Consider the following 15979-nt stretch of genomic DNA (forward strand, 5'->3'; position numbering starts at 1 on the left):
AAAACTTTCACAAGAATCTTCGCGGGGTGCCCGGGACCGGAGCTCCTAGCTCGGGGCCTCGGCGCCGGGGCGGGCGTAGAACCACCAGGCCACGGCCACACAGCTGGCGTAGAAGGCCACGAAGCCCCACATGGCGCTGGTCACCGCGAAGTTGGCGAACATCGCCGGGATGAAGAAGAAGCCGTAGGCGGCGATGGCGGCGGTGAAGCCCGTCACCGCGCCCGACTCGATCTCGGCCTGCTTGAGGGCGGCCGCATGGGCGGGGGTGCCTTCGGTGAGGCCCTTCAGGTGCTGGCCGCGGAAGATGGCCGGGATCTGGCGGAAGGTCGAGCCGTTGCCGATGCCCGAGAAGAAGAACGCCGCCAGGAAGCAGAGGAAGAACCCCTGGAAGGAGCCGCTGCCGGAGCCGGCCGGGAGGAAGTTGATGACGCCGACGAGGGCCGCGCCCATGCCCACGAAGGACAGGATCGTCACCCGCGCGCCGCCCAGCTTGTCGGCGATACAGCCGCCGGCCCAGCGGGCCAGGGCGCCCAGTGCCGGGCCCATCCAGGCGAAGGTGGCGACGGAGTAGGCGGGGAAGGTGGTCTTGATGAGCAGGGGCAGGGCGGCGGCGAAGCCGATGAAGGACCCGAAGGTGCCGACGTAGAGCCAGGTCATCAGCCAGTTGTGCTTGCGCTTGAAGATGATCTTCTGCTGGCTGAAGGGGGTGGAGGCGACCTTGAGGTCGTTCTGCCCGAACCAGGCGGTCGCGGCGAGCACGATCAGCACCGGGACCCATACGAAGGCGGCGTTCTGGAGGTAGATCTCCGAGCCGTTCGCCTTCTTCTGGCCCGCGCCGATCGCCAGCACCGAGGAGGTGATCAGGATCGGGGTGAGCAGCTGGACCACCGAGACGCCCAGGTTGCCCAGGCCCCCGTTGATGCCGGTCGCGTTGCCCTTCTCCTGCTTCGGGTAGAAGAAGCCGATGTTGGCCAGCGAGGAGGAGAAGTTCGCGCCGCCGATGCCGCAGAGCGCGGCGATGGCGACCATCGTGCCGTAGGAGGTGGCCGGGTCCTGCACCGCGAAACCGAGCCACAGCAGCGGGACGATCAGCACCACCGTCGAGAGCGCCGTGAAGCGGCGCTGCCCGATCATCGGGCCGAGGAAGGTGTAGAAGATCCGGGCCGTTCCGCCGGTGATGCCCGGGACGGCGGTCAGCCAGAACAGCTGCGACTGGGAGAAGCCGAAGCCGACGTCCTTGAGGTTGGTCGCGGTGATGCTCCAGACCTGCCAGACCACGAAGGCCACGAGCAGGGCCGGGACGGCGATCCACAGGTTGCGGGTCGCGACCTTCTTGCCGGTGGTGCGCCAGAAGGCGGGGTCCTCGGGCGTCCACTGCGTGATGGTGCCGCCCGGGCGGTACTGGGCCGGATCGGCGAGCACCCCCGGCGTCTGCTGCGTGGTGGAACTCATGGCGTGGTCCTGAACGTTGAGAAGAGTCCTGACATATCCAGACTCTGCTCACGGGCGGCCCGGCGGCAGGGGCGAACGTCGTGTGGGCGACAGGACAAGGTCCCGTCGCCCACAGTGCGTCCGGTCCGGGACCGGAGGACCGGTCAGGGGAGGTCGACCAGCGGCAGTCCGACCTCGGGGTCGTCGAGGCAGACGCCGGTGCGCAGGTCGAAGACCGACCACCTGCGTCGAGGCGCTGAGCGGGATCCGCCCGGTCGTGGGTCACCTCGACGTGCAGCGCCCCTCCCTCCCCGAGGTCGTACGGGAGCACCCGCGCGCGGTGGTCGTCCCGCTGCTGCTCGGCGACGGCTACCACCTGCGCGTGGACGTCCCGGCGGTGCTGGAGGGCACCGGCTGCGTGCTGACGCCGGGCCTGGGCGGGGAGCGGGAGGTGGCCCTCGCCGTCCAGGAGCGGCTGCGGGAGGCCGAGCGCCGCCGCGGGGCCCGGGCCCGGGCCGACGCCGTGGTGGTGGCCGGCGCGGGCTCCTCCCGGCCGGGCGGCGACGCCGGTACGCGGGACTGCGCGGCGGCCCTGGGCGCCCTGCTCGCGTACGACCGCTCGCCCGGCCCTCCCGTCCCGGTGGTCCCCGCGTTCCTGACCTCGGCGGGCCCCACGGTCCCCGAGGCGCTGGCTACCCTCCGGGAGGCGGGGTACCGCCGGGTCGCGGTGGCGGCGCACCTGCTGGCCCCGGGCCGTTTCACCCGCGTCCTGGCCGGCTGCGGGGCGTGGACGGTGTCCGACCCGCTGGCCGACCACCCCCGGATCGCCCGTCTGGTGCTGGACCGGTACCAGCGGCAGGAGTCCGCCCGGGGTACCCGGGCGCCACGGGCCGCGCGCCTCGCCTCGTAGCCGCCGGGGCCCTGCTGTGCTGGGCGGTATGACGTACGTACCTATGACCGCCCGCAGCCGTGACGAGGGCCACCGGGCGGCGACCCCGCTGGAGCTGTTCTTCGACCTCTGCTTCGTCGTGGCCGTCGCCCAGGCCGGTCAGCGTCTGGTGCACGCGTTGGCGGAGGGGCATCCGGGAAGCGGCATCATCGGATACTTTTTCGTATTTTTTGGGGTGTGGTGGGCTTGGATGAACTTCACCTGGTTCGCCTCGGCCTACGACTGCGACGACGTCCCGTACCGGATCGCGACGCTCGTGCAGATCACCGGCGTCCTCGTCTACGCGGCGGGCGTCAGCCGGGCCTTCGACCAGAACGACTGGACGGTCGCCGTCATCGGCTACCTGATCATGCGGGTGGCGCTCACCGCCCAGTGGCTGCGCGCGGCGGCCGGGGAGGAGAGCCCCGGGGGCCGCACCGCGGCGCTGACGTACGCGGCCGGGCTGGTGGTCTGTCAGGCGGGCTGGGTGGGGCTGCTGTTCGCCCCGGACGACCTCAAGCGCTGGCTGTTCCTGGTACTGGTGGTGGCCGAGCTGATGGTCCCCGTGGTGGCCGAGCGGAACCACCAGACGCCCTGGCACGCGCACCACATCGTGGAGCGGTACGGCCTGTTCACCATCATCGTGCTCGGTGAGACCATCGCGGCGAGCACGGTGGCCGTGAAGTCGGCGCTCGACGAGCACGAGGCGCTGGGCGAGCTGCTGCCGCTGGCCGCGGGCGGGCTGCTGATCGTCTTCGCCGCCTGGTGGATCTACTTCGCGGTACCGATGCACGAGCACCTGAACAGCAACCGCGAGGCGATCCCGTGGGGCTACGGCCACCTGCTGATCTTCGCCTCGGGTGCGGCGATCGGCGCGGGCATCGAGGTGGCCGTCGAGCACGCGGTCGGCAAGGCGCACATCTCGCAGCTCGCCGCGAACGCCGCCGTGACCGTCCCGTCCGCGCTGTTCCTGCTGATGGTGTGGCTGCTGCACTCCCGGCACTTCAAGCGCGGCTTGGCCCAGCAGCTGGTACTGCCGCTGGCCGCCGTCGCGCTGCTGGCCTGCACCTGGGCGGGCCCGTACGCGGTGCTGTACGCGGGTCTGGTGGCGACGGCGACGGTGGTGGTCGGCATGACCCTGTCCGTACGCGGCCGCCCGCCGGCCCTCTCCGTGGGCTGAGCGGTGCGGCCCGGCAGACCGCAGGCCGTCACCCCCGCCCCGCCCCCACCGTTCTCCAGCGCGGCAGGACGCCACGGCGACAGGAAGAGGCAACCCCGATGACACCCCCGACACTCCCGGCCCAGCGACACGTATCCGGCCCCGGCGGGGAACTGGCCGAGCCGGGTTTCTGGCAGCGGCCCCCCGCCGACCGGCTGGCCGCCTTCGCCCGCCTGCGCGCCCTGGACGCCCCGGTGTTCGTCCCCGAGGGCGGTGGCGGCGCCGGGCACTGGGCCCTCGTACGGCACGCGGACGTGCAGGAGGCGAGCCGGCTGCCCAAGGTGTTCGCGAGCGCGCCCGGGGTGACGACGCCGGAGCCGGCCCGCTGGGTGCGGGCGCTGTTCGGGGACTCGATGGTCAACCTGGACGGGCCGGACCACGCGCAGCTGCGGAAGATCGTGCAGCGGGCGTTCACGCCCCGGCTGCTGGCGGCGGCCGAGGCGGACATCCACGCGGTCGCGGCCCGGATCGTCGACGACGTACTGGCCGAGCGGCCCGGGGAGTTCGTCTCGGCGGTGGCCTCCCGGCTGCCGCTGGAGGTCATCTGCAACATGATGGGCATCCCGGAGCACTACCGGGCGGAGATCGCCGACCGCGTCAACCACGCCTCGGAGAACATCGGCGTGGAGCGCGGCCTCGCCTCCCGGCTGCGGATGCCGGGGCGCGGCCTGCGGGCGCTGGCCCGGATGCAGCGGATGGTCGCGGGCATCGGCCGGGACCGGCGCAGGAACCCCACCGACGACCTGATCTCGGCGCTGGTGTGCGCGAACGTGGACGGCCAGGCGCTCGGCGCCCGCCAGCTCGGGGCCTTCTTCAGCCTGCTGATGGTGGCGGGGGTGGAGACCACCCGCAACGCCATCACCCACGGGCTGACCCTGCTGACGGACTTCCCCGACCAGCGGGACCTGCTGCTGTCGGACTTCGAGAAGTACGCCGACGGCGCGGTCGACGAGATGATCCGGCACTCGACGCCGATCATCCAGTTCCGCCGCACGGTGACCGCCGAACACACCCTGGGCGGGCACCTGCTGCGGCCGGGCGAGAAGGTGGTGCTCTACTACGCCTCCGCCAACCGCGACGAGGCGGTCTTCCCCGACCCGGACGCCTTCGACATCACCCGCTCGCCCAACCCCCACCTGGGCTTCGGCGGCGGCGGCCCGCACTTCTGCCTGGGCGCGCACCTGGCGCGGGTGGAGATGCGGGCCCTGTTCCACGAGCTGCTGACCCGGCCGGTGGGCCTGCGCGCGGTGGGCCTGCCCGATCTGGCGGGGTCCAACTTCGACAACCGGGTCCGCTCGCTGCGGTTCGCCTTCGAACGCCCCTGACCCGCGGCCGGGAACGCGACCGGCCACCGGGCAGGCTGGGAGCCCGGCGGCCGGAGATGCGGTGGCGGCGGTGGCGTCCGGGGGCGCCGCTACGCCTGGAGGATCTTCACCTCGACGACGCAGTGGGCGCTGCTGGTGAGCACGCTCTCGTCGCCCGCGAAGGCCCGCAGAACCTCGTCGGTCACCGGCCGGCCGGGGGCGGCCTCGGGCCAGGCGCGCGTCGCGAAGAGGAAGTAGGCCTGCCCGCCGTCCTTCGCCGCGGCCACCCACTCCTCCGGGGCGACGCAGGTCGCGTTCATCCCGGGCAGGGTCAGGGTGACCTGGTTGCCGGGCATCAGCACGATCTCCACGGCGAACTTCCCCGGAGCGAGCTTGCTGTCCATGACGACGTTGATGGGCAGGCCGATCTCCTCCAGCAGCCCGCAGGCGGCCTTCTCCCCCGCCTCCCGGCCCTGCGGTCCGTCGCCGAGGGTGTAGGCGAGGAGGTACGGGATGTCGTGGCCCTCGGCGGGGTCGCCGATCCACGCGAGCATGGAAAGGGTGCCGAGCTGGGACCGGTCGATTTCGGCTTGCGTTGAAGTCATGCGCCGCACCTTAGTGCTCCGCGACGGGGCCCTTTCACGGCCTTTCACCCGGGCGGGCTAGACCGCCCAGAATCCCCCTCCGGAATTCGCCTGCATGTTCGCGTCCTGGTACTGGAGGCGGGTAATGCGCGCGTTTTCCGGGATTTCGAACACGACCCATCCCTCGGCCCGCTCACCGACGGCGAGGGAATCGAAGACGAGCGGTTTGCCGGTCGTCAGCTCACCGGTGCGCACCGCCGGGTGGCGCTTGCCCGCGCCGTCGTACGCCCACATGCGCCCGAGCGCCCCGTACGAGGCTCCGCCGACGTTGACGAACGACATCGAGGCGGCCACCCAGCGCTTCCCGGGGGGCGGCCCGTAGTTCGGCTCGACGCTGACCGCCGGGTCCACGTACGCGGCGAGCACCGCCTGCAGGTGCCGCCCCACCTGGCGGCCCCGCACCCGTACGGAGTCACCCACATGGGCATCCTTCGCGGTGGCGGGCGCCGCCCCCGGGGCCGGGGCCGGCGGCTCATCCTCGGCGCCGGGCGCCGCGTCGTCGACGGGGACGGCGGGCACGGCGGCGGGGGCCACGGCGGCCCCCTCGGACGCGCTCTGGCAGGCGGTGGCGCCCAGCAGCAGGAAAGGCAGGAGGGTCGCGGCGGCGAGGACGGAAACGGGCTGACGCATACGGAACCCCTTCGGGGATCTTCGGGGCGGGGAGGTATTCCGGCCAGTCTCACGCGCCCGAGCGGGGAATTGCACACACCGACACGAGTCGCGCGGGGAGCGGTTGCGTGATGTACCCGCCATCTGCCACCACAATGCGTTCCGGCGGAATCCCGTCGTACACACCCACTTGGAGGAAGAAATGCGTACGTCCGCACGCCGAACGGCCTTCACCGTCTTCTCCGCGCTGGCCGCGACCGCCCTGTTCACGGCCCCCGCCGCGGCCACCGTGTACAACCAGGCCGTCTCCGTCCAGGAGCACGCCGAGATCGCCGAGGACGGCGCGCTCACCCTGCGCGGGACCTACCACTGCGAGGGCCCCGGGGCGCTGCAGATCAAGGTGACCGTCCAGCAGGAGGACGCGGGCAACCTCAGCGTCGGGACCGGCAGCCTCGTCTGCGACGGCGCGGACAACGAGTGGACCGTGCGGGCACCGCAGTTCGGCGCCGGCCTGCACCCGGGCCACGCGGTCGCCACCGCGGAGCTCCAGGAGGTCCACCTCCACGGCCTGATGCCGAGCGGCGTCAGCACCCTCGCCGTGGACACCCAGGACATCGAGATCCACGAGCGGAGCTGAGCCCGTGCCGCGCCTGCCGGCCGGTAGCCGCCGCTACCGGCCCCGGCGCGCCCGGCCGCGGAGGTTCGGTGGCATTCGGGGGTTCAGCGGCATTCGGGGGCGACGCCCGTCATCGACATGAACGCCACCGCCTGGCACCCCGGGTCCGCGTGCGGGCGGCCCGTCGTCCAGTCGACCACCTTCGGCACCCCGGCCACCAGCAGCAGCGCCGCCAGCAGGCCCGTCACCGCACCCCTGTTCAGGCGGCGCACGGCGTGCTCCGCGGCAAAAGCGTCCGTTCCATGGCCGCATCATCACCCCCCGCCCGGCACCCCACAACCGGGAGTGACCGTACGCTCACCCCCTGCCGCGCGGCCCGCCCCCCGCGTCGAACTCGCACCACACGGCCTTCCCGTCGCCCCGGGACTCCACCCCCCAGTGCGTGGCCAGGGCGTCCACCAGCAGCAGCCCGCGCCCCGTGGTGGCCGCCTCGCCCGGGGTGCGCCGGCGCGGCCACACGCTGGAGCGGTCCTTGACCCACAGCCGGATCCGCCGCACCGGCTCCGGCAGCACCTCCATCGTCAGCACCGCCCCGCCGTCGGTGTGCAGCAGGGCGTTGACCAGCAGCTCCCCCGCCGCCAGCTCGACGTCGTCGGCGAGTTCGGCCATGCCCCAGTCGCGCAGGGCCTGCCGCAGGGCGTAGCGGGCCTCCGAGAGGCCCTCGGGGTCGGCCTGGTGGACGTACTGGTGGATGCGCGGGGCCCGGTGGGTGCCCGGGTCGGGGGCCCGCCGCAGCACCAGCAGGGCCACGTCGTCGCCGGAGCCCCAGCGCTCCCACAGCCGGTCGGAGAGGTGGTCGGCGAGCGCCCCGGCCTCCTGGGGCCCGCTCCTGACCGCGTGGGCCAGGGCCTCCATGCCCTGGGTGATGGCGGTGCCGGGCTCCTCCACGAGCCCGTCGGTGCACAGCACGAGGGTCTCGCCGGGGACCAGGTCGAGGCGGGTCTCGGGGAACTCCTCCTGCTCGAACACCGACGCCAGGCCGAGCGGCAGTCCGCCGCGCACGTTGGGCCAGCCGGTACGCCCGTCCGTGTGCCGGATCAGCGGCCCGAGGTGGCCCGCGCGGACCGCCCGTACGCCTCCGGTCTCCAGGTCCACCTGCGCGTACATGCAGGTGGCGAAGCGTTCGGTGTCGAGTTCGGCGAGGAAGCGCGAGGCCCGTGCCAGGACGGTGGACGGCGGATGGCCCTCGCCCGCGTAGGCGCGCAGCGCGATGCGCAGCTGGCCCATGATGGCCGCCGCGTGCGTGTCGTGGCCCTGGACGTCGCCGACGACGATCCCGACCCGGTCGCGGGGCAGGGCGATCACGTCGTACCAGTCGCCGCCGACCTCCCGCCCGCTCCAGGCGGAGTGGTAGCGCACCGCGATCTCCCCGCCGCTGATCTCCGGGATCCGGCGCGGCAGCATGGCGGCCTGCAGCCCGGTCGCGAACTCCCGTTCCTGGTCGAAGAGCAGGGCCCGCTGGAGGGACTGGGCGACGATGCCGGCCAGGCCGAGGCACAGGTTCTGCTCCTCGGGGCTGAACTCGGTGCGCCGCCGGTAGAAGAGCACGAGCCCGCCGATGGCCTTGGCCTGGGCGATCAGCGGCAGGTAGGCGGCCGCGTCGAAGCGGATCCGGCTGAGGTAGTCGGCGAGCGGCGGGAACTCGGCGGCGAGCGCGGTGAGCGAGGTGGCGAAACGCGCCTTGCGGGTGATCACCGCCTGGGACAGCGGCAGCGACCCGTCCAGCCGGGTGAACTTCCGCTCGCTGAGGATCTCCAGGGTCTCCCCGCTCAGCGCGATGATCTTGATGGCGCCGTTCTCGACCAGCCCGAGGGCCAGCCCGTCGGCGCCGAGCCGCTCCAGCGCGCCCGCGCCCGTCAGGGCGGCCGTCACGTCGTCGACGGTCACCGCCCGCGACAGGGCCTCCGTGGTGCGCTGCACGATGGTGGCCTGCTGTGCCCGCGCCGACTCCAGCTTCCGCAGCACGGTGGCGTGGGCGAGTTCGGCGGTGGCGTCCCGGACGATGCCGACGATCCGCCGGGGGCGGCCGTCGGGATCGCGCAGCACCCGGCCCTGGGTGTGCGTCCACTGTTCGCGGCCGTCGCGCCGGCTCACCGTGAAGTACGAGCCGTACGTCTCCCCGCCGCCCTCCAGCACCCCGGCGACGGTGTCGCCCAGCCGGGCCGCGTCGTCGGACGGGATCCGCAGCCCGACGCCCTCCGGGGTGCGGTCGAAGGAGCCCGCCTCCAGGTCGAAGACGGCCAGCCCGGCCTCGTCCAGGTTGAGGGTCCCGCTGTCCAGGTCCCACTCGAAGCTGCCCATGCCGTTGAGCGCCAGCCGCTCCCCGGGCCCGGTCACCGGGTCGGGCCGGTGCGGCCCGTCGGCGGACCCGGTACCGCTGTGCCCGATACCGCTGTGCCCGGTACCGTCCTGCCCTCCGGCGTCCTGCCCGGGTCTGTCGCGCTCCGCCGCTGCCACGAGACACACCACCTAACGGCCGGGCCAGCACGGCTGGGAGATCAGCCGCTCCCACTCCTCGTCAGGATGCCCCGGAAGGGTGCGTCCGGCCTCCCGCCACCGCTTGAGCAGCGAGAGGTAGATCGCGGCCGGATCGCCGGACCCGAAAGGGGCGAACGGTCCCGCCCCGTGCCCCGGGGCCGTGGGCGGCCTCGCCGGGGACTGCTCCGCACGGCTGGCGGGGATGCGCACCCAGCCACGGCCGCCCTGTGCTCGCTCCGCGCCCATCGCGGACCCCTCTCACGGGTGATGTCAGCGTAGATACGTGTTCGGTCGCCCGGCGGCGGCCCGGTCGTACCGGGCCGCGCCGGTGGAGCCCGGCAGGGGACCCCGGGCGCCGAGGCGCCTGCGGACCCCCTTCACCAGTCTCCCCGCCGTGAAGCCCGCGCCGTGCACGAATCGCATGGAAGGGCCGAATGAGGGAGCCGTCAGCAGCCCCGCGAAGAACAGTCCCGGCCAGGACGACTCGAAACCGGGGCTCAGCTCCGGGCTCCCGCCGCCCCCCACCGTCTCCAGCGCGGCCCGCAACCGGGCGTCGAGCAGCTCCAGGCGCCGCAGGTCCGGGGCGAAGCCCGTCGCCGCGACGACGTGCGCGGTGTCCAGTACGAGGGACTCCCCGGCCGCCGTGGTCAGCCCGAGCCGGGTCCGGCCGCCCACCGCCGTGGCCCGGTGCAGCCGGTGTCCGAGCAGCGCCGGCACCCGCCGCTCGAAGCGGTCCCGCAGCCACCACGCCCCGGCCGGCCCCAGGGCCGTCGCGGCGATCCGCTCCCGCGTCGACGCGGGCAGCCGCCGCACCGCCCAGGGCAGCTCCGACCACACCCAGCTCCGCCATCCGGTGCCCAGCCCGCTGTGCGGGTCGCGCAGGGAGCGCAGCGGCGGCCGCCGCAGGGGCTGCGGGACGGCGTTCCAGTTCAGCCGGGACCGCCGGGCCACCAGACTCGGCCGGGCCCCCGCCTCGGCGAGCAGCGCGGCGGTCTCCAGGGCCGCCTGCCCGGCGCCGAGGACGGCCACCTCGGTCCCGGCGAAACGGGCCAGGTCCCGGTGGCCGGTGCTGTGCGACCAGTGCCCGGGGGGCAGCTCGCGCAGCACCTCGGGGCTGTGCGTGAAGGGCATCACCCCGACGGCCAGGGCGACGGTGCGGGCCAGCAGCGGCGGCCCCTCGGCGGTGCGCACGAGGAAGCCCCCGCCGTGCGGGGCGACCTCGGTGACGGTCACCTCCTCCGCCTCGGGGGCGGCCTGCCGGGCGAACCAGAGCCCGTACGCGCTGAAGGTGCCGATCGGCAGCGGGTTGCCGTGCTCGGCCGCCACGCCCTGCCCGGCGCAGTACTCGGCGAGGGTGTACCGGCCGCCGGGCGCGGAGAGGTTGGAGGACCAGGGCTCCGACTTCAGGTACATGCCCTCGGGCATGTGGTCCCGCCAGGACGCCATGGGCCGCCCCAGCAGCCGCACCCCGAGCCCGGCCGCCGCCGCGTGCGCGGCGATCGACAGCCCGTACGGGCCCGCGCCGACCACCACGAGATCGTCCAGCCGCGTCACGGGTCCTCCTCCGGTTCGATGCTCGCCATCCCGGGTCCGGTCACCGGGCCACCAGTTCGTCCGGCTCCGCCGGGGCCTCCGGCGGGGCCGCGCGGGAAGGCCCCGCCGGCTTCGGCAGCCCCGGCCCCTGCGGCGGGGCGTCCGTCTGCCCGCCCTCGCGCTGGCGGGGGGCCCGCACCGCGCGGGCCGTGCGCCGCCCCTGCTCGGGGGTGCCCCGCAGGGCGCGGGCCCCCTTGCCCAGGCCGCGCCCGAGGAAGGCCCCGAGCATCGCGAGGAAGGGCCCGAGGTCGTCGGAGGCGAACCAGGCCGTCTCCGTCCGCCCCCGCTCCACGGGCACCGGCACCCGCACCGGCCCGGGTCCGGTGGGGGCCGGGACCCCGGGACCGGGCTGCGGGCGCCGCCCCGCCGGGAGCACCGGGGCCCGCCCGGCGCCCGTCTCGTGGGACGCAGCGGGCGGCACGGGGGGCACGGGGGGCCGTACCGCCCCGCGCCCCGGGAGCGAGCGCCCCCGTACGGCCGCGAGCAGCGCGTAGTTCTCGGCGACGAAGACCCGGCCCGGGCCGCCCGAGGGCTGCGGGACCCGTTGCCCCGTCAGGTCCAGGTACATCGCCTGGACCACGTCCAGCCCGAAGTCGTCGGTGAACAGCCGGAACTGCGCTCCCGGGCGCGGGTTGAAGTCCACCAGCCGGAAGGTGCCGCGCTCGTCGCGGCGGAAGTCGAGGTCCAGGATCCCCTGGTAGCCGAGGCGTTCGGCGAGCCGCAGCCCCGCCTCCTCCACCGCCGGGTCCGCCAGCCAGCGCCCCACCGCCGTCAGCCCCGTGCGCACCGGCCAGGACAGCTCCTTGCGGCCCGATCCGGCGAGCAGCGGCCGGCCGCCCCGGGCGAAGGCCCCGTGGAAGAACCAGTCGGTGTCCGGCCCGGCGGGCAGGAAGCGCTGGAGCAGCAGCCGGCTGCCCGCCTCGGCGGAGCGTTCGTGGAGCCGGCGCGCCTCGGCGGCGGTGTGGACCAGGGTGGTGCTGCGCAGTCCCGTCCCGGCGGGCAGCAGCCAGGGCCGGCTCCACTTCGCGACCACCGGCAGGCCGAGCCGCCAGGCGGCCTCCGCCGCCTCGGCCCCGCCGGCCGGGATCACGGTCTCCGGATGCGGGACGCCCCAGCGGGCGCAGAGCCGCGACAGCTCGGCCTTGTCCGCCACCCGGGCTGGCAGGTCGTCGGGCTGATGGGGGATCCGGAAACGGTCCGTCAGCATCGGTGCGACGCGGGACACCGCGATGGCGCTCAGATCGTCCATGGCCACGAGCACGGCGGGCCGCCCGATCCGCTCGGACACCCCGGTGAGGCATTCCAGCAGCGCTTCCGGAGCCTCGGGGTCCAGCCCCCCGGCCGGGCCGGGATGCACGGCGCGCAGGTAGCGCGAACGCCCCACGGGACCTCCCCCGGCTTCGACGACGGCATGGACCTCCACACCCCCGCGTCCCAGGGATCTGACGGCGCCGAGGGTTCCGTGGTGGAACGGATTCCGGTCGAGTCTGAGCAGAACAGCGGGCACATGGCCGTCGAACGCGTGCATGGGAACGGTGTCTTTCACCTAGTCGGACCAAGCGGGATGGATGCGCACCTGCTAATGGCCTATGCGACGGCCACCTGACAGGCCATTCGTCAGATGTGATGCCTAACGTCTTTGGTAAGCACACCGGTTCAGGAAAGCTCGGGAGACGCCATGCCCAGACCACGCCGCCGACTGGCGAGCACCTGCATCGGTGCGGTGACGGCCGGGCTGCTGGCCACCGGCGCCGCGCTCGCCGCCCCGGAGGAGGAAGCCCCGAAGGGCTCCGACTCCGCCATGGGCGCCTATCTCGACTACGGGCCGAACGGCGTCGCCCGGATCCCGCACCTGTCGAACTGGCTGGGCGGCCGGGAGATCCGGGTCGGGCACACCTATCTGCCCGGCGACGTGTGGCCCGCCATCGAGGGCAACGTGAACTTCCTCGCCTCCTGGGCCGCCTGGCGGCAGGCCGAGGACGACCGGATGTTCGTCCTCAACGTGCCCATGCAGGCCCACAACGAGGCCCGGGTGCCCGACTACCAGGTGGCCCAGCTGATCCGGGCGGGCGCCGAGGGCTACTACGACCGGCACTTCAAGAAGCTGGCGCAGCGGCTGGTGGCGCTGGGCGTGCCGGACACGGTGATCGTGCTCGGCTGGGAGATGAACGGCACCACCTACACCCACCGCTGCGGGCCCGACCCGGAGAACTGGAAGGCCTACTGGAAGCGCATCGTCAACACGATGCGCTCCGTACCCGGTCAGGAGTTCAAGTTCGATTTCGCCCCCAACCGGGGGACGGACGCGATCGGCTGGACCCGCTGCTACCCCGGCGACGACGTGGTCGACATCATCGGCATGGATTCGTACGACCAGGCCCCCGGCCGGACGTTCGACGAACAGATCAGCCAGCCGTACGGGCTCCAGCAGCACGTCGACTTCGCGAAAGCACACGGCAAGGAGATCTCGTACCCGGAGTGGGGGCTGTTCCGCAACGGCGACAACCCGGAGTACGTACGGCGCATGCTCAAGTGGATCGAGCAGCACAAGCCGCTCTACCACACCATCACCGACTACTGCCCGCACGGCGTCTGGCAGTGCAAGGCGAACCCGGAGTCGGCGAAGGTCTTCCGCGAGGCCCTGACCCCGCAGGCCCCCCGCCCGGTCGACCCGACCCCGCCGGTCATCCCGACGCCGCCGGTGATCCCGACCCCGCCCGTGGTCCCGACCCCGGACGTGCCGACGCCCCAGATCCCGACCCCGGACGTCCCGACACCCGTCGCGCCCACCCCCGACGTACCGGCACCCCTCCCCAGCCCCGAGACCCCCACGGTCCCGCCGGTCGAGCCGCCCGCAGTCCCGACGCCGACCCCGGACGTCTCCGTAGAGCCCTCCGTGCCCGACCCGGCCGTGCCCACCCCGCCCGTCGAGCCCACGCCGGAGGCCTCCGCGCCGGCCCCGGAGGTCTCCGTCCCGCCCGTGCTCCCGCCCGAGCCGGCACCCCTGCCCGCCCGCCCCAGCCCCAGCCCGCTGGTGCCGAAGCCGACCCCGCCCCGGCCGGAGCAGCCCACCAACAGCACCGAGTGGTGCGTGCCCATCAACTTCGGCGAGTGGCTCGCCAAGCTGGTCGGCAACCAGTCGGTGTGCCTCAAGTTCGACTGGGGCAAGGACTCCGGCTTCTGGCCCTTCTAGACGGGTCATCGCACCCGCAGTTCGTTGAGCCGGGCCCGCCAGTCCCTGGCGGCCGGCAGCGCCTCGCGCAGCGCGCCCACCGCCCGCTCGCGCCCCGTGAGCTGCGACTCGTGCAGTCGCAGCAGGGGCGCGAGCGCGTGCGTGGCCAGCAGGAGGCGCTGGTTGACCACCGTCTCGGGCCGCCAGTGGTTCTTGTACGGCTCGCTGCCGCGCAGGAAGCTCACCACCGGACGGCCCTCCGCGAGGGCCCGGCCGGCCTCGTAGCGCAGCAGCAGGGTGGCGATGTCCACCTTGCGGCCCCGCAGGTCCGGGTCGGCCCCGTACAGGTAGCCGCCGCTCAGCCCGGCCGACAGCAGGGTGACGTTGGCCGCGACCACCTTCCCGTCCAGCCGGAACTCCGTCAGCCGGCCCTCCCCCGCCCGCACCATGCGCCGGGTGGCCCGGGTCAGGTGCTCGGCGAAGCGGGGCCGCAGGTGTTCGGGGGTCACCCCGCGGCCGCGCCACTGCTTCTCGTGGAGCCGGAGCAGGGTCCGTACGCCCTGCGGGACCTCCTGCTCGGTGACCTCGTGCTCCTCGATCCCGACGGCGTCGGTCTTGCGCAGCTTGGCCCGGACCCGCTGCGCGCCGGAGGCCGGCATGCGCTTGACGAGCTCGTCGAAGGGCAGTGCGGGCAGCTCCATGCAGGTGGAGTCGGCCAGCTTGGCGCGTGCCCCGGGCCATGCCTCGTACAGGGCTTCGGCAGCCGCCCCGGGCCGTACCTCGCGCAGGTCCACGATCGCGGCCCGGGCGGCCCGGTGCAGTCCGCGGGCCAGGGCGGGCACGACCTGGGCGGCCTGCCCGGCGGCCACGAGCACGTCGAAGTAGTCGGTGATCGGCCCGCCGAGCGGCACCAGCCGCGGCAGCGGCCGGTGTACGAGCATCAGCGCGGCCGCGCCGACCAGCTCCTGGCCGCGCCGCACGAGCAGGAGCCGCAGCCGGCCCTCCTTGCCGTACGACAGCCACCACGAGTGCAGCCAGGCGTGGCTCTGGAAGGGGGTGGCGGTGGGACAGCCGCGGACGAGCCGGTTCCACGGCCCCTCCAGCGCGGCGAACTGCCGGGGGTCGCGGCACAGCGTCACCGACAGGGCCCCGGCGGAGCCCTCGTTCATCGAACGGACTCCTTCTCCTTGGTCTCGGAGTGCTCGCCCTGCGCGGGCAGCGAGGCGTACTCCCCTACGACGGAAGGCTCCTGGCCCTCCTCCTTGCGGCGGCCGGGCCGGGCGAGCAGCCACAGCCCGCCGAGCAGCCCGCCCGCGCAGAGCCCGACGGCGCCGCTGACCGGGGCGGACGGGGAGGCGGGGTCGGTGGGCGCGACGGCCTGGTTGAACAGCAGCAGCTGCACACCGGTGTTCTTGGCGGCCTGGTTGCTGCTCAGGGAGAGGGCGTCGGCGACGGCGTTGGCGATGTCGGCGGCCTCGGAGGCGCTCCTCGACGTGCCCGTGATCGCGATCATCGGGGAGTCGGGGGAGGTCTCGGCGCGCACCTGGGTGCGCAGCTCCTTCGCGGTGACGCCCGCGCGGGGCTGGGCGTAGGCGAGGGTGGAGCTGCTGGTGGCGATCCGGCCGTAGGCCTGGGCGAAGCCGAGGGCGGTGGCCGGTTCGGTGGTGTCGTCGGGGACGGCGACCACGTAGCTGGTGGCGGCGTACTCGGGCGCCTTGAGCACCCCGTACGCCCCGCCCGCGGCCAGCCCGAGCAGGGCGCAGACGGGCAGCGGCCACCACGCGGGCGGCGGCAGCAGACGGCGCTTCCTCCCGGAGCGGTGGTCGGACTTCTTCTGGTCGGCGGTGTCGGCCATGTGCGGTGCTCACTTCCTGCGTGAAGGTGTTCGTCCACCCCCGCCGATGCCCTGGCCGGGGAGTGCGGAT

15 protein-coding genes are annotated in these 15979 nt (G+C 73.9%); 5 read left to right on the top strand and 10 right to left on the bottom strand.

Annotation, left to right across the window (positions count from 1 at the left end; genetic code table 11):
* Positions 1-45: 45 nt before the first annotated feature.
* Positions 46-1452, bottom strand: coding sequence for an MFS transporter (locus tag OOK31_RS34810; protein ID WP_267091402.1), 1407 nt, complete (start codon positions 1450-1452; stop codon positions 46-48).
* Between the two features lie 256 nt (positions 1453-1708).
* On the opposite strand from OOK31_RS34810, the gene OOK31_RS34815 reads away from it, so the two are divergent.
* The 3 genes from OOK31_RS34815 (at position 1709) to OOK31_RS34825 (ending at position 4903) form a co-directional block, all read left to right on the top strand.
* Positions 1709-2341, top strand: coding sequence for a sirohydrochlorin chelatase (locus tag OOK31_RS34815; RefSeq protein ID WP_267091403.1), 633 nt, complete (start codon positions 1709-1711; stop codon positions 2339-2341).
* A gap of 28 nt (positions 2342-2369) precedes the next feature.
* Complete coding sequence (locus OOK31_RS34820) at positions 2370-3539, top strand: low temperature requirement protein A (protein WP_267091404.1); 1170 nt, start codon at positions 2370-2372, stop codon at positions 3537-3539.
* 98 nt (positions 3540-3637) lie between these two features.
* Positions 3638-4903, top strand: a complete 1266-nt coding sequence (locus tag OOK31_RS34825; RefSeq protein WP_267091405.1) for a cytochrome P450 — start codon at positions 3638-3640, stop codon at positions 4901-4903.
* An 89-nt stretch (positions 4904-4992) separates the two neighbouring features.
* Here OOK31_RS34825 and OOK31_RS34830 read toward each other — a convergent pair whose 3' ends face one another.
* Together OOK31_RS34830 and OOK31_RS34835 are read right to left on the bottom strand one after the other, a co-directional pair.
* Positions 4993-5487: a DUF5949 family protein gene (locus OOK31_RS34830; protein ID WP_267091406.1), complete on the bottom strand. Its 495-nt coding sequence runs from the start codon at positions 5485-5487 to the stop codon at positions 4993-4995.
* Between the two features lie 57 nt (positions 5488-5544).
* A complete protein-coding gene (locus OOK31_RS34835; protein ID WP_267091407.1) occupies positions 5545-6156 on the bottom strand; it encodes a hypothetical protein in 612 nt (203 codons plus the stop codon).
* A 181-nt stretch (positions 6157-6337) separates the two neighbouring features.
* On the opposite strand from OOK31_RS34835, the gene OOK31_RS34840 reads away from it, so the two are divergent.
* Entirely contained in the window at positions 6338-6772 is a 435-nt protein-coding gene (locus OOK31_RS34840; RefSeq protein WP_267091408.1) for a DUF6299 family protein, read from the top strand.
* Between the two features lie 83 nt (positions 6773-6855).
* On the opposite strand, the gene OOK31_RS34845 is transcribed toward OOK31_RS34840, so the two are convergent.
* From OOK31_RS34845 to OOK31_RS34865, 5 genes are all read right to left on the bottom strand, one after another.
* A complete protein-coding gene (locus OOK31_RS34845; RefSeq protein ID WP_267091409.1) occupies positions 6856-7023 on the bottom strand; it encodes a hypothetical protein in 168 nt (55 codons plus the stop codon).
* Between the two features lie 85 nt (positions 7024-7108).
* Positions 7109-9148: a SpoIIE family protein phosphatase gene (locus OOK31_RS34850; protein WP_267091561.1), complete on the bottom strand. Its 2040-nt coding sequence runs from the start codon at positions 9146-9148 to the stop codon at positions 7109-7111.
* Positions 9149-9280: 132 nt separating this feature from the next.
* A complete protein-coding gene (locus OOK31_RS34855) occupies positions 9281-9535 on the bottom strand; it encodes a hypothetical protein (protein WP_267091410.1) in 255 nt (84 codons plus the stop codon).
* A gap of 24 nt (positions 9536-9559) precedes the next feature.
* A complete protein-coding gene (locus OOK31_RS34860; RefSeq protein ID WP_267091562.1) occupies positions 9560-10834 on the bottom strand; it encodes an NAD(P)-binding domain-containing protein in 1275 nt (424 codons plus the stop codon).
* A gap of 49 nt (positions 10835-10883) precedes the next feature.
* Positions 10884-12410: an ATP-grasp domain-containing protein gene (locus OOK31_RS34865; RefSeq protein ID WP_267091411.1), complete on the bottom strand. Its 1527-nt coding sequence runs from the start codon at positions 12408-12410 to the stop codon at positions 10884-10886.
* A 150-nt stretch (positions 12411-12560) separates the two neighbouring features.
* On the opposite strand from OOK31_RS34865, the gene OOK31_RS34870 reads away from it, so the two are divergent.
* A complete protein-coding gene (locus OOK31_RS34870; protein WP_323188286.1) occupies positions 12561-14075 on the top strand; it encodes a glycosyl hydrolase in 1515 nt (504 codons plus the stop codon).
* 5 nt (positions 14076-14080) lie between these two features.
* Here OOK31_RS34870 and OOK31_RS34875 read toward each other — a convergent pair whose 3' ends face one another.
* Positions 14081-15223 (bottom strand): GNAT family N-acetyltransferase, encoded by a 1143-nt coding sequence (locus tag OOK31_RS34875; RefSeq protein WP_267091412.1) that lies wholly within the window; start codon positions 15221-15223, stop codon positions 14081-14083.
* The gene (locus OOK31_RS34880) at positions 15220-15909 is read right to left on the bottom strand and encodes a lipopolysaccharide biosynthesis protein (RefSeq protein WP_267091413.1); all 690 of its coding nucleotides are present in this window, start codon (positions 15907-15909) and stop codon (positions 15220-15222) included. The genes OOK31_RS34875 and OOK31_RS34880 overlap by 4 nt, the downstream gene beginning before the upstream one ends.
* Between the last annotated feature and the right edge of the window lie 70 nt (positions 15910-15979).

The organism is Streptomyces sp. NBC_00249 (assembly GCF_026342355.1).
Taxonomy (GTDB): domain Bacteria; phylum Actinomycetota; class Actinomycetes; order Streptomycetales; family Streptomycetaceae; genus Streptomyces.